A 22,927-nucleotide genomic window follows, 5' to 3' on the forward strand; every position below is an offset into this window, starting at 1 on the left:
ATTCTAAATTCTTAGAAATAAGGATTACATTAAATTATTCATCAAAATTTAAATGTAAACTTAATCTATCTTCTCCAAGAATGGTATTTTCAAAAACATTAGTAGCATTTTCTAAATACATATTAGGTATATCTAGAGAAGGGCTAAAATGTGTTAGTAAAAGTTGTTTAACATTTCCTAGTTTTGCAAGATTCGCAGCTTCTCTAAAAGTCATATGTTTGTTTTTAACAGCTTTTGATATATCTAAGTCATCACCATACATGGCTTCACATATAAATAAATCACTATTTTTTATGAAGTCTGGTATTGATTCTATAGGTCTTGTATCGGTTGTAAGACTTATCTTAACTCCTTTTCTTGATTTTCCTAAGACCATATCTGGAGTGTATGTTTTGGAATCTAAAACTATACTTTGACCTTCTTGGAGCTTCTTCCATAATATTTTAGGAACTTCATTTTTAGTTGCCTTATCTATATCAAATTTGGGATTTCTTCTAAAATTAAAACTATATCCCAAGCACTCTATGGAGTGTTCTAAATTGATTGTTGAGATTTCTAGATTTTTTAAAAATTCATTATCTAAAGAAAAATTACCTTGAGGATTTTCTATAATTTTTAAAGTATATGGTACATATTCTACTAAATTTCTCATAGAACGAATACAATCGACTATTCCAACTGGGCCAATTATAGTTAAATCACTTGTACGACCGCTATTTCCAATTGTTGATAAAAGTCCTAAAAGTCCAAATATATGGTCACCGTGTAAATGGGTTATACAAATCAAGTCTATATCTTTAAAGCCACATTTTTTTAGCTTCATAGATACCTGAGTACCTTCGCCGCAATCAATTAGTATTTTTCTACCTTTATAGTTTATAAATACGGAGGATAGAAATCTGTTTGGCATAGGTACATTTCCACCACATCCAAGTAAAGTTAAATCTATCATTTTTTCCCCTTTCTAAAATTAACACAAATCTGTTGTTTGTTTTTATTATGATATCCTATTATAATTATTTTAACATTAAATATAACAATAAATGTGTATTTGAGTCAAGAAATATTGTCAAATAGAGTTTTTATATAACAATGTATAAAAATTTTGGGAGCAAAAAGTGAAAATTATCTTTAGGAGCATTTAAAGGAGGAAAATTTAATGAAAGTATTAAAGAAAATTACTGTTTTGTCATTGATTACATTAACTTTAGTTGGTTGTAGTAATGGAGAAAGTAAAAAAGTAGCTGAAGAGTCTAATAAAATTCAAAATTCTAAAAAAGATGAACAGCCTATAATAGTACATAAAGATGCAAATATATTGAAAGATAGGTATGAGCCACCAAAAGGATTTAAAAGAGTTACGTAGAAAAAGGAAGTTTTGAATCATTTCTTAGGAGTACTAAGTTGAAAAATTATGGTGAGAAAGTCAAGTATTATGATGGTAGAACTAAGGAATCAAAAGGCATCTATGATAGTGTATTTGATGTTGATATTGGTAATAGAGATTTGCATCAATGTGCAGATGCAATTATGCTTATGAGAGCAGAATACTTGTATCAGAATAAGAGATATGATGAAATAAGTTTTGATTTTGTTGATGGTTTTAAGGCTAAGTATTCAAAATGGGCGCAAGGGTATAGAATTTCAGTAAAAGATAGTGGTTCAAGTTGGTATAAAGCAGCTGAATATTCAACATCATATGAGAGCTTTAGAAAGTTTATGGATATAGTGTTTGCTTATTCAGGAACTTTATCTCTTGAAAAAGAATTGAAACCTGTAAAAGTTGAAGATATGAAAATAGGAGATGTGTTTATAGTTGGTGGAAGTCCAGGGCATGCAAGTATAATCATGGATATGGCAGAAAATGAAAAAACTGGAGAAAAGGTATTTATGATAGCTCAAAGCTATATGCCTGCACAACAAACTCAACTTCTTATTAATCGTAAAAATACAAACTTAAGTCCTTGGTATAGTTTAGATTTTGAAGGGGATTTGACAATACCTCAATGGACTTTTAAAAGAGAACAATTAAAAAGGTTCTAAAATAATTTTATATAAAATAAAAGAAAAATATAGATGTGAAAAAATGTAATTAGATTAAAACTAATTGGATATGGACAAAATTAAATTGATAGATAAATATTAAAAATCATAGTAATTAGTCTTATATATTTTAATATTAATCTAAAAAGCTTTATGTAAAATATAAGTTTTATACTAAAGCCAAAACTAATTTGAGGAGGCTAATTTATATTGAAAATTAGAAGGTATTTAATTTTGGTAATTATAATTCTAATTACAACAAGTCAGAGTTTTATTTCTTATGGGCTAGAGAGATTTGAAGAAATAACTATTTTTCACACTAATGACATACATGGAAGATATGCTGAAGGCAATGAACATATACAAATAGGTAATCTAGCTACATTGAAAAAAGAAACTCCAAACTCAATTTTAGTAGATGCAGGAGACTGTTTGCATGGACTTCCACTAGTAAATATGGATAAAGGGAAAGATGCAATGGAATTGATTAAATGTGCTGGATATGACTATATTGCTCCTGGAAATCATGACTTTAATTATGGAAAAGACCGATTATTTGAGTTATCCAAAAGTGCTAATTCAGGAGAAAATACTTTAAAATTCTTATCAGCAAATATTTTTGAAAATGGTAAAAAAGTTTTTGATAGTAATGATATAAAAGAAATAGATGGGATAAAAATAGGATTTTTTGGACTTTCAACTCAAGAAACAAAGAGCAAAACTGGATTTAAAAATGTAGAAGGGTTGGAGTTTAGAAATCCTATAGAAAGTGCAACAGAGCAAGTAAGTGAATTAAAAAGAAAAGGTGCAGATGTAATAGTTGCAATATGTCATATTGGTACGAATAGTTTAAGTAAGCCAAATAGTATAGATATAGCAAATGAGGTCCAAGGAATTGATTTAATTATTGATGGACACAGTCATACTAAGTTTGAAAATGGCAAACAGGTGGGTGATACATTGATTGTAAGTACTGGACAATATTTAGAGAATATTGGTGAGGTAAAATTAACCTTGGATACTAATGATATAGAAGATATAAAAATAGAAAATAAATCAGCTAGATTAATCGGAAAAGAAGAAGCATTAAGGTATAAGCTTGATTCTAATATAAGTAAAAAGGTTGATGAAATAAAAAAACAACAAGAAGAAATATTAGATAAAGTTATAGGTGTAACTAAAAATACTTTAGATGGTTCGTATGAAAATGTAAGGACAAAAGAAACTAATTTAGGTAATTTAATAGGTGATATTTTACTGGATAAAACTAAGGCTGATATTTCTTTATTTAATGGAGGAAATATTAGGGATACGATAGAGAAAGGGAATATAACAAGAAGAGATATTGTAGACGTATTCCCTTTTAGCAATACAATAGTTACTAAAGAGCTTACAGGAACACAAATTAAAGATGTATTGGAGCATGGAGTAAAGCTTTATCCAGAGAAAAATTCCGCCTTTTTACAAGTAGGAGGAATTTCATATCACTTTGACCCAAAACAAAAAGAAGGAGAAAAAATAACAGATATTCTAAAAGATGGAGAGCCATTAGATTTGAATAAAAAATATGTAGTTGCAACTAATGATTATATAGCATCAGGTGGGGATGAGTTTCCTTGTTTTTCAAAAGAACCAATACTAAAGGAGTTTGGAAGTCTAGAGAGCATAGTGATTAAATATATAGAGTACAAAAAAGAAATATCGAAAAGTATAGATGGAAGAATTAGTATTAAATCTAAAGATGGGTTAATAAGTAATAATCATAAGGATGATTTTGTATTAAGTGAAAATAAAGTAAATATTAATGATGATGAAGGGAGTATCCCTAATAACGATATAGAAAATTCTGATAGTGATAAAAATAAAAAATTTGATAAAAGAAATCCTAGAGAAAGTTCTACTATAGGAGTGTCCAAAAGGGAAACTAAAGAAAAATCTCCTAAAACAGGAGATTTAGGTTTTTCAAATAGTATGACTATATTTATAGTTTCAAGTACATTAATATACTTATTAAATTTTAATCAAAAAGATTTAAAGAGTAAAAAGTCAAAATAAAAATTAATGAGCAAAAGTTAGTAGATAGTAATTTAATCTAAGACAATAATAAAAAAGCAAAGGAAATTAGTTATATAAATCTTAATTTCCTTTGTTTTTTTTACTTAAGCATGATTATTTTTGAGTAAAATTATATTTTATAAAAAATAATCATATTAAATTGTACTATGAGTATGTTTAATTTTTGTTTAAGTAAATAAAATCATGCAAACAACTTCTTATATATTTACAAATTGATAAATAAAATGGTTTTACTAGTATGATATAATTTAGCTAGTATGTATAATAATGGAGGGTAGAAGGATGAATAATATATTACTTTTAGAAGATGACAAATCTTTAAATAGAGGAATTAGTTTTAAATTAAAAAAAGAAGGATACAATGTTTTTAATGCATTTAGTATAGAAGAAGCAAAAAATATTTTTGCAAAAGAGGAGATAAGCTTAATTATTTCTGATATAGGTCTACCTGATGGTAGTGGTTTTGATTTTTGCGAGGAGATTAGAAAGAAAAGTGATGTCTATATAATAATGTTGACAGCTCTTGATGAAGAAGTGGATATTGTCACAGGGTATGATTTAGGTGCAGATGATTATATTACAAAACCATTTAGCTTGATGGTATTAATATCAAAAGTGAATGCCTTTATGAAAAGGGTAAATACAGTAAAAAATTATACTCTATTGGTTTGTGATGATTTATTTTTTCACTATATAGAAAATAAATTGATTATAAAAACTGATGATAAGGAAGAAGAGATAATTTTAAGTAAAACAGAGACTAAACTATTAAAATATTTGATGGAAAATTCTATGCAGACATTGGCTAAAGAGCAACTGTTAGAATCTTTGTGGGATAATAGTGGCAATTTTGTAGATGATAATACGATTGCAGTAAATATAAGAAGACTTAGACAAAAAGTTGAAAAAAATCCATCTGAACCTAAGTACATAAAAACAGTAAGAGGGGTTGGATATATGTGGGGGGAAAGGAGTATAAAAAAATGTTAAAAAATGTGAGCCTCAAAGATGGCTTAAGTGTGAAAGATGATTATATAATGAGAAGGGTTATTGTATATTCTGTTTTATCTGTATTGATAGTAGCCCTTGTATTTATATTTTTTGAATACGGTAGATTACATAAACTGTATGAACATCAAATAAAAAATACTCAGAATATTGCTGGAATATTGATTGAAAAATATCCAAATGATGAGGTAGATATAGTAAAGTCTATTTATAATTCTGATTATAGTAAGGCATCTATTGGAGAAAAGGCACTTAAACAATTTGGATATGGATTAGAAAATAAAATGTCAAATGATAAAAATTTTGCTCTATACTTAAAATCTTTTTTTAGAGAGTCAATTTTTATTTTTTTTATGATGTTTATAGTTGTTATAGGTATAATATATTATTTTATAAGATGCATAAATAAAAGGTTGAGTAAAATTTATTTTATAGTAGATAAGATGTCGCAAGAAAATTACTTGAAGGAAAGTACTGAGTTAGAAGAATCTGGTTATCTAGTAGAATACAATGAGTATTTTAAAGAAGGCATATTTAGTAAGATAAATAACTGTTTATATGAGTTGAATAGAAGTTTAAAGATAAAATTTATTAAATTAGAAAAAGAAAAAGAAAGTGTAAAATCATTGGTAACAGATATTTCCCATCAATTAAAAACTCCTTTAGCATCCTTGAAATTATACAATACATTACTTATAGAAGAGGAATTAGAAGAAGATGAAGCTAATGAGTTTTTATTAACCAACAAAGCTTCTATAAATAAATTAGAAAATTTAATAAATTCTTTAGTAAACATATCAAGACTAGAAATTAGCATGATAAACATAAAAAAAGAAGATAATGACATAAAAAACACTATTCTAAATGCCGTAAAAAGTGTAACTCCTAAAGCTAAGAATAAAAACATAACATTAAATTTAAATGAACTTAACAGTAGGATTATACCACATGATAAAAAATGGACTGAAGAGAGTATTTTTAATGTACTAGATAATGCTGTAAAATATACACAAATAAATGGAGAAATAAATATATCTGTAAAAGAAACTGCCAATTACTTTAAAGTTATAATAGAGGATAATGGTAGAGGAATTGAAAAAAATGAATTTAATAATATATTTAAGCGTTTTTATAGAGGTGTATCTGAGGAAATTGAATCTATAGAAGGTAGTGGAGTAGGATTGTATCTAAGTAGAAAAATTTTAGAAGAACAAGGTGGAAATATTATAGTTTCTTCAAAAGTAGGGAGAGGAAGTAAGTTTTCTTTGTTTCTTACAACTATGTAATATTAAATGAAAGGAAAATGTAAGCCTCTACATTTATTATATAAGTATAAACAACTCCAGAAATAAAAAGTAATAAAATATGGGGTAATAATAACTTAGAATGAGAGGATAATTTTATGAAAATATTATATACTGAAAATTTATCAAAACATTATGGAAAAGGAGAAAGCTTAGTAAGAGCTTTGGATAATGTTAACCTAGAAATAAATGAAGGTGAATTTGTTGCAATAATAGGAAAATCAGGTTCTGGAAAAAGTACACTTTTACATATGATAGGAGGTCTTGATATATCTACATCTGGAAAGGTGTACATAGATAATAAAAACATATTTACATTAAAAGAAGAAGAACTTGCTGTATTTAGAAGAAGAAAAATAGGGTTTATATTTCAAAGCTATAATTTAATTCCATCTCTTAATGTATGGGAAAATGTAGTGTTACCAATCGGTCTAGATGGTAGAGAAGTAGATGAAAATTTTATAAAAGAACTTTTAAAATCATTGGGACTTGAAAATAAACACGACGTTTTACCAAATACATTATCAGGTGGTCAACAACAAAGGGTAGCAATAGCAAGAGCATTGGCTACAAGACCAGCTATAATACTTGCTGATGAACCAACTGGAAACCTAGACTCTAAAACATCTGATGAGGTTATGAGTATACTGAAGTCTATGTCTAAGAAATACAGTCAAACTTTAGTTATGATAACTCATGATGACAGCATAGCTCAAATGGCTGATAGAGTTGTATTTATAGAGGATGGTAGGGTATCAAAGGTTGGTGATAAAAATGATTAATACTACTAAAATAGCAAAAAGTAATTTAAAGCAAAATAAATCAAAAAGTATTCTAATAATAATCACTATAATACTTTCAACTTTAATGCTTTCATCTATTGGGATTTATATTGTTGATGCAGGTGCATATCAAAAAGAAAATACTATAAAGTATTCAGGAAATTATCATGGTGTGTTGGCTAATGTAGGCGAAAAGCAAGTTAATATATTGAGAAATCATGCAGACATTGAATTGTCTGGTGAAATGAATGGAGTAGGTGTTGAAAAATTAGAAGATGATTCAAATATCTCTCTAGCATATATGAATGAAGATGCTTTAAAACTAAACAATTTCGAATTTATTAAAGGGAAATTGCCAATAAAAGAGAATGAAATTGTATTGGATAGTGGAGCTTTAAAGGCATTGGGTTATAATAATAAGAAGCTAGGTGAAAAAATAAAGATATCTTATATTGAAAAAGAGTTTATTATAACTGGAATTTTAAAAACTAGCGAAATATCTGAAGCGGGTAAATATTATAATGCTCTTATATCAGAAAAATATATGAAAAATACTAGAGATATGTCACAAGAAGATTTTAATATATATGTTAAATTAAAAGATAAAAGTGACTTGTCAATAGAACAAGCAAAAGAAAAATTAAATAAGATTGCTAATGATATAGGATTGGATACTGTTAATGTAGTTGTCAATGAAAATTATATAAATGCTTTAAAACCAGATATGGAAACAATTATGGGTGGATTTTTTGTAGGATTAGTAATTGTATTATCTAGTATTTTAGTAATATACAATATATTCTATATTTCAATAGTTACAAAAGTTCAAGAATTTGGGAAACTTAGAGCAATTGGTGCAACTAAAAAACAAATAAAAAATATAGTATTTAAAGAAGGATTTATATTAGCAGGAATATCAATACCAATAGGAATAATTTTAGGTTATGTGCTTGCAAACATTATAATAAAATCATTTATGAATATAGATGTAAAATCATCACAATTACCAGTTATATTATTGGTTGCAGTAATAAGTTTTATATCTGTTGTTTTATCACTTTTAAAACCAATGAAAGTGGCATCAAAAGTATCTATTGTTGATGCAGTAAGATATACTGGAAATAAAATAAGTAGCAAAAATAAGAGAAAAGGTTATAAAAATATAAATTTAAAGAGATTATCACATGCTAATTTAGAAAGAAATAAAAAGCGTACTTACATGACATTGGCATCACTTATACTTAGTGGAACTATATTTATAACTGTATCGACTTCCTTAGAAAGTTTTGATGCTGAGAAGATGGCAAGAGAACATTTTCCTTATGATATAGAAGTTAGACTTTCTGGTTATGAAATGGATAGTGATAAAAATCCTAAAAATAATTTGAATATTTTACAAATGAATAATCCTTTAGGTAAAGATTTTTTAAATCAAATAAAGGGAATAGAAGGAATTAAAAAAATAGAGTCTGCAAGAAGTGTAAAGATTGGTATGGAAGATTATGATGTTGAATTTAAACATGACCTTTTGCAAAGTATAAACGAAAATGATGTAAAATCATTAAACAAGAATTTAGTAGATGGAAAAATAAATCTTGAAAGACTTCAAACTGGGGATGAAATAGTAATTACTCATATTGATACAGCAAAAGAAATGGGAGTAAAGGCAGGAGATAAAATAAAATTAACTCTATATGATGGAGATAAAGAGATAAAAAAAGAATTTAAGGTTCAAGCAATAGCTATGGGAGTTCCAAGTTTTGGTATAGGAAAAGATTTTATAGATAGAACTTTGAAATACGATTCAACAAGTAGTTTGGGAATATATACTGAAGAAGGGCAGTATCAAGAAGTAAAAGATAGTATAAAGAAAATTGCTAAATCTAATGGATTTTTAGAAACAGATTTTATAGATAGTAGAATTGAATCAAATAAGGCTACTATTTCATTTATAAAAATAATGGGATACACACTAACAGGTATAATAGGTGTGATTGGATTTATGAATCTTGTAAATACAATGATAACTAGCATAGTTACTAGAAAGAAAGAACTTGGCATGCTTCAAGCGATTGGTCTTACTAATAAACAATTGGTAAAAATGCTTAATTCAGAGGCGATATCTTATACTTCTGGAATGATGATAGGAAGTATTTTATTTGGGGGGATATTGGGATATATTGCCGTTATGGTTCTAAAAAAGACTGGATTATCTTATGCAACGTATTCTTTGCCAATAGTACCAATCCTACTGATGGTTATATGTATTTTTATAGCTCAATTTATAACAACTTATTTGATAGGACGAAGTTTTAATAAAGAATCTCTTATTGATAGAGTAAGATATAGTGAATAAAATATAAATATTTATGGTTGGTTTTTAGGTAATAAAAAAGGATATAATAAAGATAATTAAATAGATTGAAGTATAGTTACAGAGCAAACAATTTAAAATGATGTTTGCTCTGTATTTTATTGTGTAATCAAGAATATGTCTAATGGCTGATATTATTCATATTAGAAAATGTATTGGTACAATTCTAGAAAAATATAAAATTGTACCATATAAAATGAAAATTTTGTATAATAATTGTATAGAAAATAAAGAGGAGCTGATATATATGAACAATAAGATTAATTATGCACCAGGGCCAACAGAAACTAGGGAAAATGTAAGGTTAGCAAGAGCAGAAAAGACAACAAATCCAGATATAGATGTTGATTTTGTTGAGTTTTATAAAAAGACATGTGAAAAGTTTAGTAATATAGTTGGTACAAAAAATGATGTTTACATATTGAGTGGTGAAGGCATATTAGGACTCGAAGCAGCTTGTGCATCACTTACAGAAAAGGGAGACAGAGTGCTTGTAATTGATAATGGTATATATGGAGAGGGCTTTAAAGATTTTGTAACAATGTATGGTGGAGAATATGTGCTTTTTTCAAGTAAATATACAAAAAGTATAGATATTGATGAATTAAAAGCATTTTTAGATAAGGATAGTAACTTTAAGTATGCAACAGTGGTGCATTGTGATACTCCAACTGGTGTACTAAATGATGTAAGTAAAATATGCCCATTACTTAAGGAACATGGCATATTAACTGTAGTTGATTCTGTAGCAGGTATGGTAGGAGAAAGATTAAGTGTAGATGAATCTAAAATAGACATAATATTAGGTGGTTCACAAAAAGCTATTTCTGCACCAGCAGGACTTACTATAGTTGGGATAAGTCAGGATGCAAAAAATTGTATAAAAAATAGAAAAACTGATGTAATAGGTTTTTATTGTAATTTAAATATATGGGAAGGCTATTATGAAAAAAAATACTTCCCTTACACAATGCCAATAAGTGACATAATGGGGCTTGATAAAGCTTTTGATAATATATTAGAAGAGGGAATAGAAAACGTATTAAATAGACATGAAAAAATAGCTTATAGTGTTAGAAAAGCTATTGAGGAATATGGTCTAGAATTATTTTTAGAAGAAGGGTATTCTAACACAGTTACAGCTATAAAAATTCCTGAAAGTATAGGAGCTTTAAAGCTTACTGATTACATGTTTAAAAATTATAATACACTTGTTGCAACATCATTAAATCAATATATGGATACTATTTTAAGAATAGGTCATATGGGAGAGAATGCAAATCTAAATAAAATAGAACATGTACTAAATGTTTTGGATAAAAGTTTAAGTGCATTAGGATTCAAAGGAAATGGAAATTTGTTAAATTTATTTAATAAGTATTATTTTTAATAGATAGGGGGATATAGTATGGAAGTTACAGCTAAGCAAAAATTTACAACGAAAGACATGGTGGAAACCTCACTATTAATAGCATTAGTATTTATTGCAACTAAATTTATAAATATAAGATTACCAATATCTATAAATGGTGGGCTTGTGCATTTAGGAACTGCAATGTTGTTCATATCAGCAATAGTATTTGGAGGTAAAAAAGGTGCTTTATCAGGGGCTATTGGTATGTCACTTTTTGATTTGATATCTGGGTGGACTTTATGGGCACCGTTTACCTTTATAGTTAGAGGAGTTATGGGTTATTTACTTGGAAAGATTGCATGGGCAAATGGTAATAATGGGAATAATTTTTTAATCAATGTAATAGGAATATGTGTCTCATCAATTTGGATGCTATTTGGATATTATGTAACAGAAGTTATACTTTATGGTAATTTTATAGTACCTCTTACTTCAATACCAGGTAATTTAATGCAAGTATTGATAGGTCTTATAATAGCGCTTCCTATTTCTAAGGTATTGAAAAAATGTATAAAATAAATATAAAGTGAACTAAAATTTCATTCTATTCAATCTGGTTTTATTGATACGGAGCTTTTATATGATGAAAAGTCTCAAAAGTGGATTATGATACAACATTGGGAGTCTATAGAAGACTTAAAGAGTGCTTCTAGCAAAATGTTTAAAGAATTCTTTAGCTGAGAAATTTAGAAAAGCTTTAAAGACTCAAACTGTTAAGATGAATATAATACCACAAATTAAAAGTTGGAAATTATAGCACTGAATGTAAAAGATAGTTAAATAGTAATAAACTAAATTAGCCAAATAACATTTTGTATTTAAATTGTTATTTGGCTTTTAGTATTTATTTTAATGTGAGTGTTATTATATTGGGAAAACCAACTTTAAATACTACTATCTAAAAGCACTATTGCTGTACGAGAGGCAATAGGTATTTTAGAAGAAGGTGGAGTTGAGCTAAAGTATACATCATAATCTATTAAGTTTTCTTTTTTTGTGTTTCCTCCAAATTCTACCATATCAGTATTTAATATCATTTTGTAGTTTGTATTTTGAAACTTTGAAATATCAACTGATTGCATTAGATTAGGGTGGAAATTAAATATAAATAAATATTTGCCCTTACTGTACACCAAAATCTTTTTATCATTATCCATATGTATAAGTTCATGGCTATTTTGGATAAAAATATCACTGTATTCTGTAAGTTCAAGCATGGCTTTATCAAAATTTAATAATTGTTTATATTTTAAATTGTTATCCTCTGAAAGGCTCCATTGTCTTCTGGCATACTTATAGCTCCAATTATTGCCTTCTCGTGGAAAATCAATCCATTCAGGATGCCCAAATTCATTTCCCATAAAATTTAGATACCCTTCACCAGCTAGAGAAAAAGTTATTAACTTAATTAGTTTAATCAGAGACATTGCTCTATTGATAACATGGTTATTTGAGTTTATTTCCATATTCCAGTACATTTCTTTGTCAGCTAACCAAAAAATAATTGTTTTATCGCCAACTAATGCTTGGTCATGAGATTCACAGTAGCCTATATTTTTTTCACTAGGACGTCTAGTAGTAAGCTCATACCACATTTTACCTAAATCCCAGTTTTCATCAGATAAGTTAGAAATAGTTTTTATCCAAAAATCAGGTACTCCCATTGAAAGTCTATAGTCAAATCCAATTCCGCCGTCTTTTATAGGGATACACATACCAGGCATTCCACTCATATCTTCTGCAATACTTATTGAATTAGGTTTAATTTCTTTTATTAATTCATTTGCAAATTGAAGATATGTTATGGCTTCAATATTTGTATTCATACTAAAATATTTTTCATAACTATCAAATGAAACTCCAAGACCATGATTATGATATAACATTGAAGTTACACCATCAAACCTAAAGCCATCAAAATGGTACTCATCTAACCAAAATTTTATATTTGAAAGTAAAAAATGTATTACCTCTGGTTTACCATAGTTAAAGAGTTTTGTACCCCAAGCAGGATGATTTCCCTTTGAACCTGAGTGGAAAAACTGATGTTCACTTCCATCAAACTCATTTATTCCCTCTAAAGTATTCTTTACAGCATGAGAGTGAACTAAATCTAATAAAACAGCAATCCCCATTGAATGAGCAGTATTTATGAGATTTTTTAAGTCTTCAGGAGTACCAAACCTAGAGGAGATTGCATAAAAATTTGAAACTTGGTATCCAAAAGATGCATAATATGGATGCTCCATAATAGCCATAAGCTGAATAGTATTGTAGCCAGCTTTTTTTATCTTAGGAAGTATATTTTCAGTAAATTCATTATAAGTTCCAATAGATTCGCTTTCAGTAGACATACCTATATGACATTCATAGATTAGTGGAGAAGTTATGTTTTTTAAGTCAAATTCACTGTCAGTCCAGATAAATGAAGTATTTGGTTGCCATATTTGTCCATTAAATCCACCAAAATCTTTTTGAATTACTCTTTTTATATATAGTGGTATACGGTCAAATGTTTTTCCGTTTGCAGTGACTTGTACCTTTACCTCTGATTTGTGAGGTAAGCTATCTTTACCAGGAATAAATATTTCCCAATTGTCAGAACTCACTTTTTTTAGAAGATGAGATTTTCTGTTCCAATTATTAAAGTCTCCAATTAATGATAAGCTGTCTGCATTTGGAGCCCATTCTCTATAAAACCATCCATCATTTGTTTGATGAAAGCCATAGTAAAGATGGGCATTTGCAAAAGAACTAAAATCTTTATAGTTGGTTAATATTTTTGCTTTCATATCTTTATAATGCTTCATTCGATTTTTTATATCAGATTCAAATGGTTGTAGGTATACATCAATATCTAAAATTTTAAATCTTCTTTGACTTTTCATTTTATTTCTCCTCCATAATAAATATTATATCTAAAAATAATATTTATCTCATACTATCTTCTCTATATAATTGATATATATTATATAATCCTAATAAAAAGCTTAAACCACCGATAATTAATTTCATAATTTACCTCCTTGGTATCTATACTTATATATCGTATTCATCAAAATTTAAAAGTTTATTTAAAACTCTTTTAATAATATCATAATCAAAGCCTTTATAGGAAAGATGTTGAGAAATTTTTTGATATATTTTCTTTTTATCTTCATTCTTTACTCTTTCATACCTTTTTTTTGCTAGATACATAGCATTTTCAAATTCAGTATCCTTATCTAATTCAGATACTGCTTCATCAATTGTACTTCTATTGATACCTTTATTGTATAGATTTTGCTTAATTCTGTTTTTGCCACATTTATTTAAGTTAACATTTGTGTTAACTATTTTTTGGGCTAGTACACTATCATTTACTAGATTATAATTTTTAAGAAAATCTATAACCCTCTCAATTATGTTCTCATCAAATTCTGATGCTAACTTTTCTTTTATTTTTTTTTCAGACTGGTCAGCATGAGATAAAATATTTAGTGCCTTATTTTTAGCTTTTATATACATTTCATCATCTAAAATGGGTTTTAATTCCTCTTCATTTATTTCATTCCCTTTTTTTAGATTAAATGTATAAACAAGTTCTTTAAATATAGCAATAAAAAATTTATCGTCTACATAAATATTAACTCTATCATCATTTCTTTTTTGTTGTTCTATTTTCGTAATTATGCCCATAAATCCTCCCTTTTTGTATGTAATTATATTAACAAAAACAACTAATAAAATTTAATAAAAAACTTATATTTATATGTTATATTTTATCAAAATTAAGACAAAATAGTAAAAAGTTATTTTTATTAAAAAGTAAAGTGAAACCATGTTAAATAATTATTTTTTAAAGCATTTTTTAGTGTATAAATATAATTATATACCCAAAAAAACAAATTATAACCTTTAAGAAATAAAAAATAATGGTACAATAGTATTATAACATTAAAAGGAGACAAAATATGAGAAGTGAAAATCTAGTTAAGATGGCAGAGTTGAAAAATACTGAAAAACTAGAGAAATTTAATCGCCATAAAGGCAAAATTAAAATAGGTATATTGGGAGGTACTTTTGACCCTATACACTATGCTCATTTAGCAACAGCAGAATTTATTAGAGACAAGTATGACATTGACAAAATTATCTTTATACCATCAGGAAATCCACCACATAAATTATGTATCACTACAGACAAGTATGATAGATATAACATGACACTTCTAGCAACTGAAAGCAACGAAGATTTTTTAGTTTCAAAAGTAGAAATCGAAAGAAAAAAAAGGACTTATACAATAGATACATTAAAATACTTAAAGAAGAAATACAAAAATGCAGACATTTATTTTATAACAGGTGCAGATGCTATTTGTAGTGTTGAAGAGTGGAAAGATGTAAAGAAAAACTTTGAGTTAGCTACTTTTATAGCTGCTACTAGACCAGGAATTAGCTTGTTAAGGTCACAAGAGACTATAGAAAAACTAACTAAGAAGTATAATGCTGACATTATAACAGTTTATGTTCCATCACTGGATATATCGTCCACCTATATAAGGGAACAGCTAAATGAAGGCAAGTCAATACGTTACTTAGTACCCGAAAATGTAGAGAATTATTTATATGAAAATAAACTATATCAATATGGAGATGATTAAATGAACTTAGAAAATATTAACCAGAGATTAAATCAAATGCTACCAGTGGGGAGGCTTAGCCATTCAAAAAATGTTGCAAAATGCGCTGAAAAATTATGTGAGATTTATGGATGTGACAAGGAAAAAGCGTATTTAGCAGGAATGATTCATGATTGTGCAAAGTATTTAAGTGACAAGGAAATAGAGGATTATGTCAATAAGTATGAAATATATTTAGACCCAATAGAGGATGGAAATCGCTCCTTATCTCATAGTGTAATTGGGGCATACATATGTGAGTATGAGTTTGAAGTAGAAGATGAAGATATTATAAATGCAATTAAATACCATACAACAGGAAGAGAGGATATGTCTCTTTTAGAAAAAATAATTTACATAGCTGACTTAATTGAAGAAGGAAGAAAATTCCCAGTTGTAGATACATTAAGAGAATTAGCTTATGGAGGTAAGCTTGATGAAGCACTTTTAACTTCTTTTAATAATACTTTAATATTTGTCATCAATAAAAAAGAAGAGATACATCCAAGAACAGTTATGGCAAGAAACTATCTAATTAAAGAAAAGTTATTATAAAAAAACTACATAAAGGCAAACATATTAATAAATTTAAAGTTGACTATGTTACAAAATCGTATTAATATGTTACAATAACTAAGTGTATTTTAATTAGGAAAGTGAGGAATTTTTATATGACAGTGGAACAAATGACAAAAATAGCATATGATGTCATAGAAGATAAACTTGGTCAAGATACAGTTATAATAAATATAGGAAAAGTTTCTAGTTTGTGTGATTATTTTATTATTACTACAGCATCTTCTCAGAGACAGGTAAAAGCTATTGCTGATAATGTGGAATATGAATTAGCAAAACTAGGATTAGAGCCAAGAGGTAAAGAAGGACAAGGAACTCAATGGGTACTTCTTGATTATGGAGACATAATGGTTCATGTATTTAATGAGGAAAATAGAGGATTTTATAATTTAGAAAAATTATGGAAAGATGCACCTTATATAGATATTGACACATTAGCATAAACATGATAATATATGTTATTATAATTAGAAAATTTAAAAAATTATATTAAATTGAATAGACTAGAGCAGTAAAAGATTATATTTTTTCAGAGAGTTAGTGGAAGGTGGGAACTAATATTATATAACTTTGAACTTACTAGATTGAAATCTATTCTCCATAGCTGGATTAAAAGCTATCTAAGAGAGTCTATATAAAGTAGGCTAATTAGGGTGGTACCGCGAAGATTTATCCTCGTCCCTAAACGCAAGTTTAGTGACGAGGATTTTTTATTTTCAAAGAATTATTTGGAAATTATAAGTAAATAATACTAAATAAGGTAGTTGTACACAACTAAAAATAGGAGGTAAAATATGAGCGTATATAATTTTAAAGAAGTAGAATCGAAATGGCAAAAAATTTGGAAAGACAATAACCAATATAAAATGGATACTGCACAAACTGAAAAACCTAATTATTATACATTAGAAATGTTCCCTTATCCATCTGGAAAGATACACATGGGACATGTTAGAAACTATTCTATAGGTGATGTTGTCGCAAGATTCAAAAAGATGGAAGGATATAATGTACTTCATCCAATGGGATGGGATTCTTTTGGTTTGCCAGCTGAAAATGCAGCTATAAAACATGGAATACATCCACACAAATGGACAATGGAAAATATAGAAGAAATGAAAGAGCAATTAAATTTATTAGGTCTTAGTTATGATTGGGATAAAGAAGTAGCGACTTCAACTCCAGAATACTATAGATTCACTCAAGAAATATTTTTGAAGTTTTTAGAGCATGGACTTGCATATAAAAAGAAATCTTATGTTAATTGGTGTCCTTCTTGTGAAACTGTTCTTGCAAATGAGCAAGTTGTTCAAGGAGCATGTGAAAGATGTAAAGCAACAGTATTAAAGAAAGACTTAGAGCAATGGTATTTTAAGACTACTGAATTTGCAGAAGAATTACTTAATGATTTAGATACATTAGATGGATGGCCAGAAAAGGTTAAAATAATGCAAAAAAACTGGATAGGTAAAAGTACAGGAGCAGATTTAGTTTTTGATATAGATGGAACTGATAAATCTATGACAGTATTCACAACTAGACCAGATACAACTTATGGAGTTACTTATATGGTACTTGCTCCAGAGCATGAGTTAGTTAAAGAGTTGGTTGCTGGTACTGAATATGAAGCAGATGTCGAAGCTTTTGTTCAAAAAATGCACACTATGACAGAAATAGAAAGAACAGCAGCTGATGTAGAAAAGGAAGGAATGTTTATAGGTAGATATGTTATAAATCCTTTAAATGGTAAGAAAGTTCCTCTATGGATAGCTAACTATGTATTAGTTGAGTATGGAACAGGTGCTATAATGGCAGTTCCTGCACATGATGAAAGAGATAGAGATTTTGCTGAAAAATACAATTTAGAAATAATAGATGTAATAACAGAAGATAACAAAATGATAAATTCAGAAGAGTTTAATGGATTAGATGCTTCAGAAGGATTTGAAGGAATAATAGATAAGTTAGAAAAAGAAGGTAGAGGAAAGAGAACTATTAATTATAGATTAAGAGACTGGTTAGTTTCAAGACAAAGATATTGGGGTTGTCCTATACCTGTAGTTTATTGTGATGAATGTGGAATAGTTCCAGTTAAGAAAGAAGATTTACCAGTTCTTTTACCAACAGATGTTGAATTTACTGGAAAAGGGGAATCTCCACTTACTACTTCAAAGCAATTTATGCCAACAACTTGTCCTCACTGTGGAAAGCCAGCTAGAAGGGAAGTTGATACTATGGATACATTCGTTGATTCTTCTTGGTATTTCTTAAGATATGTAGATAGCAATAATGAAAATGAACCATTTAGTAAGGAACTAGTTAATAGATGGCATCCAGTAGACCAATATATAGGTGGAGTAGAACATGCTATAATGCATTTACTTTATGCAAGATGGTTTGTAAAAGCATTTAAGAGTATGGGAATGGTAGACTTCAATGAGCCATTTAAAAACTTACTTACTCAAGGAATGGTACTTATGGATGGTTCTAAAATGAGTAAGTCTAAAGGGAATACAGTATCTCCTATGGATATAATAGATGAGTATGGAGCAGATACTGCAAGACTTTTCGTATTATTTGCAGCACCACCAGAAAGAGATTTAGACTGGTCAGAGCAAGGTGTTGATGGATGCTTTAGATTCTTAAATAGGGTTTATAGATTGGTTGACGAGTTAGCAGATGTGGTTAAAAAGGATGTAGAGTTTGGAGAATTAAATTCTCAAGATAAAGATATGAGATATACTATACATTCTACACTTAAAAAAGTTACTGCTGATTTAAGTGAAAAATTCGGATTTAATACTGCTATATCAGCTCTTATGGAATTAATAAATGATATGTATAAATATAAAGAGTTAGATAATATAAACGAAGCAGTTATAAAAGAGGGTGTACAAACTATAGTAACTATAATTGCACCATTTGCACCTCATTTAGGTGAAGAATTATGGACTATGATAGGTAAAGAAGGAAGTGTATTTGATATAGATTGGCCTAAATACGACGAAAAAGCCTTAGTAAAAGATGAAATAGAAGTTGTTGTACAAGTTAATGGAAAAGTTAGAGGAAAATTAACTGTTAACTCAAATATATCTAAAGAAGAGATGGAAAAGGTAGCTTTAGAAGATGAAAAAATAAAAGGATTAGTTGAAGGTAAAACTATAGTTAAAGTTGTAGCTGTACCTAAAAAATTAGTCAATGTAGTTGTTAAATAGCTAAAAAATATGAATAAAAATATAAAGTTATAAAATAAATAAGGCTGTCTCAAAATAGAGATAAGCCTTTTTTCATTGTTGAAATTATGAAAATAGATTTGATTTCATACAAAAAAGAGTGCCTCATGAACTAAAAAGTTCATTCTTAGACACTCTCATTGTTGTTTTAAACATTGTTATAATTAACAATAGATTCCTTTTTCAAAAAAATCTTTGATTTCATCAAGATTATCAGTTTTTCCAAGTGCTAATATAAGTTTTATTCTAGCTTTTTGACCTGGAAGGTCTCCACCAAATATACATCCAAGATTTTTTAAGTCTCTACCAGAACCAAAGTAACCATAACTATCAAACACTCTACCTGAATGACATCTAGAAACTATAACAACAGGAAGTCCTTTTTCTCTAGCATATTCAACTCCAGAAAGCATTTGTGGAGGAATATTACCTCTACCCATTGCTTCAATAACTATACCTTTATAGCCACTATCAACAGCAAATCTTATAAAGTCAGCATTTTCTCCTACATATGCCTTAAATAAAGCAACTTTAGATTCTACTTTATCCGTGTCTATAATTGTTCTATTTACAATATCTCTTGTAAGGACAAGTTCATTGCAGTCAATTATCCCTAATGGTCCACTAGTTAAAGATTTAAATGTATTTAAAGAAAGAGTATTTGTTTTAGTGGCTTCAGAAGCTAATAATACTTCATTATTTAAAACTACAAGGACTCCTTTTCCCATAGCATCTTTGGATACAGCAGTACAAACTGATGCAGATAAATTACTTGAACCATCATATCCAAGTTCAGAGCTACTTCTCATAGCACCTGTGACTATTACCGGTTTTATGTTGTCAATTGTAAGGTCTAGAAAATAAGCTGTTTCCTCTAAACTATCTGTACCATGTGTTATTACAACTCCTGTAATATCTTTTCTTGCTAATAAATCATTTACATAATTTTTCAATTCCATCATTCTATAAGGTGTTATATGAGGTCCTGGAATTTCATCAAAGTTAAAAACTTCAACGTCTGCAACTTTATCAATATTGGTAACCATTGATAATATTTGTTCACCTGATAAAGTTGGTATAGCAGCTCCTACCTTATCATCTACTGTCATAGATATAGTTCCACCAGTAAAAACTATGGCAACTTTTTTCTTAATACTCATACTATTCTCTGCCTTTCATAAATAAAATTTATAATTCCGATAGGATTATATCAAAAAAAGTAGTTAAGGTCTACATAAATTCTTTTATTCATATAATTTAGATATTTCAGTGTAATATAATTATTTTTTTATTTTTTGCCATTCAGCAATATAACCATTTAGTATTTCCCTTATAGCTTTTCCTATCTTAGTGTAAGCTTCATCATATAGATTTGCTAGAGATATCCTAATTGACCATTCAGGGCCATAAAATCCATTTCCACTAAGTAATACTACTGAATAGTCATTAGCTAATTTATAAAGGACATCTACTGGAGAGGCATTCTTACTTATAAATTTAAATAAATCTTCTCCATAGTTTAATTTAGCCCATTCTTCAATATCAAACTGAGTATAATATGCAGCATTGTTTTTATTTTCGTTAATTGGAAGCTCTAAAGCTTCAAACAATAGTTTTTGACGTCTGTGACAGATACTCATATTAAGTTTTTTATAAGCGTCAACTTTGTCAATCAATGCAAAGGCAGAGAAAAACGCCATTTGTACTTGCTGTGGAGTAGAAAGACCAGCAGTATGGTTAAGAGCAACAAGTCTACTATCAGCAACAACTCTTTCCATAAATGAAAGACTAGAAGGATTAAGACTCATATCACTGTAGCGCTTATCAACTGATTTTTTTAGCTCTCCTGTTAAATCATTTATTTTTTTATCAAAAACATTCTTCTTATGAAGTGCAAATGTGCCAAGTCTCCATCCTGTAACTCCAAAATATTTTGAATAAGAATAAACTCCGACAGTATTGTAAGGTAATTTTGACATCAATGATGAAAAGTCTTCTACAAAAGTTCCATAGACATCATCTGATATTATCATTAAATCTTTATTATAATTTTCAATTACATCTATTAGATTATTACAAGATGTCTCATCCATAGCTATAGAAGCAGGATTATTAGGATTAACAACGAATAAAGCTTTAATGGACTTGTCACGAAGTTTCTCTAATTCTTTTTTTGTATACTGCCATGTGTGAGCACCTTTTTCATCAACTTCATTAGCATTTATATTTACAACTTTAAAGTCATAACGAGGAAGATTAGGTATTTCAAGATAAGGTGTAAATATAGGAGTCATCAAGGCTATAGTATCTCCTTTTTTTAGAAGTTCATTTGCCATCAATGAATCAAATATATAACACATAGCAGCTGTAGCACCTTCAACAGCAAAAATCTCTACATCACCATATTTACCTGATATATCGTATTTCATTTCTTGAACTAGGTAATCGTGTACTATTTTTTCCATATGAGGTAACATTCTATCTGGAAGTGGATAATTATCACCAATAATTCCATCAGCTAGTTCATGAACAAACTCATCTCCATCAAATCCAAGTTCATTTATACCAAAGTTTATAATATCTCTAGCTAAGTATGCTCCAGGCATATCTATATTTTCATTTATAAATTTAAAAAATCTTTCTTTAATACCTTTTTTTTGAGGCATTCCAGCTAAGTGACCTAAATCCCAATTAGAACGAGTTTCAGTAATGGCAAAATGACCAAAAGTAAAAAAGGCTTCCCTAGCAGTTGAACAAGTCCAGTTTGGATTTCCGCGACCTGCATCAAGTAATTCCCTATTATTTTCTTTTGCAGTGTATTTTGCAATATCTATTAATTTGTCCTTAAATTCAAAAGGGCTTATTTTTCCATATATGTTTTTGATTTCTTTATAAGTATGATTTTTCATGTTAAATTCCTCCTTATGTAATAAGTTTCACATTTTTATAATAAAATAAACAAGTTAGCAAAATGATTATACTTTAATTATAGTAGGTTTATAGAAAAAGTAAAGTATAAAATTAAAATAATAATGCTATTTAACCTTATTAATTATACGTTAAAATAAAAAATACCTTTTAATAAAAAATGATTGTTATACAAAATAAATCTTTGATTTAATTAATACTTTGGTTTTTTTATTATATTTTATTACAAATGTATAGTTTTCTAACTTTGAATAAAAATAAAGTAAAACTTTCTTTTATATTGAAGTTGTTTAATAAGACATATTTTATACTACTTTGTTAACTTTAATAATATTAAATAAAGTTAAAAAAACAGTTTTTAAGTGAATAAAATAATATAAAATACAAATTTTAATAAAAATAGTAAAGGACATATTGTTATTTTGATAAAAATGTAAAAAATATTTTTAAATTATCATTTAATGTAATTTAAATGAATTGAAGACATATGTTTATTGTATTCAATTGTTGTATTTTTAGTTTTTTTGT

The 22,927-nt window shown here is 28.0% G+C and carries 18 protein-coding genes; 13 read left to right on the forward strand and 5 right to left on the reverse strand.

From position 1 onward, the window contains the following. Positions 1–34 precede the first annotated feature (34 nt). Complete coding sequence (locus KGF42_RS04920; protein ID WP_107595444.1) at positions 35–952, reverse strand: ribonuclease Z; 918 nt, start codon at positions 950–952, stop codon at positions 35–37. A gap of 207 nt (positions 953–1,159) precedes the next feature. Here KGF42_RS04920 and KGF42_RS04925 point away from each other — a divergent pair, with 207 nt between their 5' ends. The 9 genes from KGF42_RS04925 to KGF42_RS04965 all read left to right on the forward strand — a co-directional run bounded on the left by KGF42_RS04925 (position 1,160) and on the right by KGF42_RS04965 (position 11,520). Beyond that, positions 1,160–1,366, forward strand: coding sequence for a hypothetical protein (locus KGF42_RS04925; RefSeq protein ID WP_227825893.1), 207 nt, complete (start codon positions 1,160–1,162; stop codon positions 1,364–1,366). A 38-nt stretch (positions 1,367–1,404) separates the two neighbouring features. Next, complete coding sequence (locus KGF42_RS04930) at positions 1,405–2,043, forward strand: DUF4846 domain-containing protein (RefSeq protein WP_227825894.1); 639 nt, start codon at positions 1,405–1,407, stop codon at positions 2,041–2,043. Positions 2,044–2,253: 210 nt separating this feature from the next. After that, positions 2,254–4,098 (forward strand): 5'-nucleotidase C-terminal domain-containing protein, encoded by a 1,845-nt coding sequence (locus KGF42_RS04935; protein ID WP_227825895.1) that lies wholly within the window; start codon positions 2,254–2,256, stop codon positions 4,096–4,098. Positions 4,099–4,401: 303 nt separating this feature from the next. Next, entirely contained in the window at positions 4,402–5,109 is a 708-nt protein-coding gene (locus KGF42_RS04940) for a response regulator transcription factor (protein WP_227825896.1), read from the forward strand. After that, positions 5,103–6,413 carry a sensor histidine kinase gene (locus KGF42_RS04945; RefSeq protein ID WP_227821099.1) on the forward strand — a complete coding sequence of 437 codons (1,311 nt, stop codon included), beginning with the start codon at positions 5,103–5,105 and terminating at the stop codon, positions 6,411–6,413. Before KGF42_RS04940 ends, KGF42_RS04945 begins: the two co-directional genes overlap by 7 nt. A 116-nt stretch (positions 6,414–6,529) precedes the next feature. After that, positions 6,530–7,213 carry an ABC transporter ATP-binding protein gene (locus tag KGF42_RS04950; RefSeq protein WP_227825897.1) on the forward strand — a complete coding sequence of 228 codons (684 nt, stop codon included), beginning with the start codon at positions 6,530–6,532 and terminating at the stop codon, positions 7,211–7,213. Continuing rightward, positions 7,206–9,569, forward strand: a complete 2,364-nt coding sequence (locus tag KGF42_RS04955; protein WP_227825898.1) for an FtsX-like permease family protein — start codon at positions 7,206–7,208, stop codon at positions 9,567–9,569. The genes KGF42_RS04950 and KGF42_RS04955 overlap by 8 nt, the downstream gene beginning before the upstream one ends. A 265-nt stretch (positions 9,570–9,834) precedes the next feature. Then, on the forward strand, positions 9,835–10,977 hold the full coding sequence (locus tag KGF42_RS04960) for a pyridoxal-phosphate-dependent aminotransferase family protein (protein WP_227821095.1): 1,143 nt from the start codon (positions 9,835–9,837) through the stop codon (positions 10,975–10,977). Positions 10,978–10,995: 18 nt separating this feature from the next. Beyond that, positions 10,996–11,520, forward strand: a complete 525-nt coding sequence (locus KGF42_RS04965) for an ECF transporter S component (protein ID WP_009903232.1) — start codon at positions 10,996–10,998, stop codon at positions 11,518–11,520. 365 nt (positions 11,521–11,885) lie between these two features. On the opposite strand, the gene KGF42_RS04970 is transcribed toward KGF42_RS04965, so the two are convergent. Both KGF42_RS04970 and recX read right to left on the reverse strand, forming a co-directional pair. Beyond that, complete coding sequence (locus KGF42_RS04970) at positions 11,886–13,889, reverse strand: alpha-amylase family glycosyl hydrolase (RefSeq protein ID WP_227825899.1); 2,004 nt, start codon at positions 13,887–13,889, stop codon at positions 11,886–11,888. Between the two features lie 151 nt (positions 13,890–14,040). Continuing rightward, positions 14,041–14,679 carry a recombination regulator RecX gene (gene recX, locus KGF42_RS04975; RefSeq protein WP_054274517.1) on the reverse strand — a complete coding sequence of 213 codons (639 nt, stop codon included), beginning with the start codon at positions 14,677–14,679 and terminating at the stop codon, positions 14,041–14,043. A 275-nt stretch (positions 14,680–14,954) separates the two neighbouring features. Between recX and nadD the strand changes: the two genes are divergently transcribed. From nadD to leuS, 4 genes are all read left to right on the forward strand, one after another. After that, a complete protein-coding gene (gene nadD / locus KGF42_RS04980) occupies positions 14,955–15,644 on the forward strand; it encodes a nicotinate-nucleotide adenylyltransferase (protein WP_003416411.1) in 690 nt (229 codons plus the stop codon). Further along, positions 15,645–16,217, forward strand: coding sequence for a bis(5'-nucleosyl)-tetraphosphatase (symmetrical) YqeK (yqeK, locus tag KGF42_RS04985; protein ID WP_054274516.1), 573 nt, complete (start codon positions 15,645–15,647; stop codon positions 16,215–16,217). Between the two features lie 116 nt (positions 16,218–16,333). After that, entirely contained in the window at positions 16,334–16,681 is a 348-nt protein-coding gene (gene rsfS / locus KGF42_RS04990) for a ribosome silencing factor (protein WP_227825900.1), read from the forward strand. A gap of 351 nt (positions 16,682–17,032) precedes the next feature. Continuing rightward, positions 17,033–19,453, forward strand: a complete 2,421-nt coding sequence (gene leuS / locus KGF42_RS04995; protein ID WP_227825901.1) for a leucine--tRNA ligase — start codon at positions 17,033–17,035, stop codon at positions 19,451–19,453. A gap of 182 nt (positions 19,454–19,635) precedes the next feature. Here the strand turns inward: leuS and KGF42_RS05000 are convergent, their stop codons facing one another. Together KGF42_RS05000 and aspD are read right to left on the reverse strand one after the other, a co-directional pair. Next, on the reverse strand, positions 19,636–20,631 hold the full coding sequence (locus KGF42_RS05000) for an asparaginase (RefSeq protein WP_003431031.1): 996 nt from the start codon (positions 20,629–20,631) through the stop codon (positions 19,636–19,638). 120 nt (positions 20,632–20,751) lie between these two features. After that, the gene (gene aspD, locus KGF42_RS05005) at positions 20,752–22,380 is read right to left on the reverse strand and encodes an aspartate 4-decarboxylase (RefSeq protein WP_054274513.1); all 1,629 of its coding nucleotides are present in this window, start codon (positions 22,378–22,380) and stop codon (positions 20,752–20,754) included. Between the last annotated feature and the right edge of the window lie 547 nt (positions 22,381–22,927).

The organism is Clostridioides sp. ZZV15-6383 (assembly GCF_020657735.1).
Lineage (GTDB): Bacteria > Bacillota > Clostridia > Peptostreptococcales > Peptostreptococcaceae > Clostridioides > Clostridioides difficile_D.

Coding starts and splice junctions, on each gene's coding strand:
- KGF42_RS04920 (WP_107595444.1), bottom strand. CDS start 952: ATGATAGATTTAACTTTACTTGGATGTGGTGGAAATGTACCTATGCCA.
- KGF42_RS04925 (WP_227825893.1), top strand. CDS start 1,160: ATGAAAGTATTAAAGAAAATTACTGTTTTGTCATTGATTACATTAACT.
- KGF42_RS04940 (WP_227825896.1), top strand. CDS start 4,402: ATGAATAATATATTACTTTTAGAAGATGACAAATCTTTAAATAGAGGA.
- KGF42_RS04945 (WP_227821099.1), top strand. CDS start 5,103: ATGTTAAAAAATGTGAGCCTCAAAGATGGCTTAAGTGTGAAAGATGAT.
- KGF42_RS04950 (WP_227825897.1), top strand. CDS start 6,530: ATGAAAATATTATATACTGAAAATTTATCAAAACATTATGGAAAAGGA.
- KGF42_RS04955 (WP_227825898.1), top strand. CDS start 7,206: ATGATTAATACTACTAAAATAGCAAAAAGTAATTTAAAGCAAAATAAA.
- KGF42_RS04960 (WP_227821095.1), top strand. CDS start 9,835: ATGAACAATAAGATTAATTATGCACCAGGGCCAACAGAAACTAGGGAA.
- KGF42_RS04965 (WP_009903232.1), top strand. CDS start 10,996: ATGGAAGTTACAGCTAAGCAAAAATTTACAACGAAAGACATGGTGGAA.
- KGF42_RS04970 (WP_227825899.1), bottom strand. CDS start 13,889: ATGAAAAGTCAAAGAAGATTTAAAATTTTAGATATTGATGTATACCTA.
- recX (WP_054274517.1), bottom strand. CDS start 14,679: ATGGGCATAATTACGAAAATAGAACAACAAAAAAGAAATGATGATAGA.
- nadD (WP_003416411.1), top strand. CDS start 14,955: ATGAGAAGTGAAAATCTAGTTAAGATGGCAGAGTTGAAAAATACTGAA.
- yqeK (WP_054274516.1), top strand. CDS start 15,645: ATGAACTTAGAAAATATTAACCAGAGATTAAATCAAATGCTACCAGTG.
- rsfS (WP_227825900.1), top strand. CDS start 16,334: ATGACAGTGGAACAAATGACAAAAATAGCATATGATGTCATAGAAGAT.
- leuS (WP_227825901.1), top strand. CDS start 17,033: ATGAGCGTATATAATTTTAAAGAAGTAGAATCGAAATGGCAAAAAATT.
- KGF42_RS05000 (WP_003431031.1), bottom strand. CDS start 20,631: ATGAGTATTAAGAAAAAAGTTGCCATAGTTTTTACTGGTGGAACTATA.
- aspD (WP_054274513.1), bottom strand. CDS start 22,380: ATGAAAAATCATACTTATAAAGAAATCAAAAACATATATGGAAAAATA.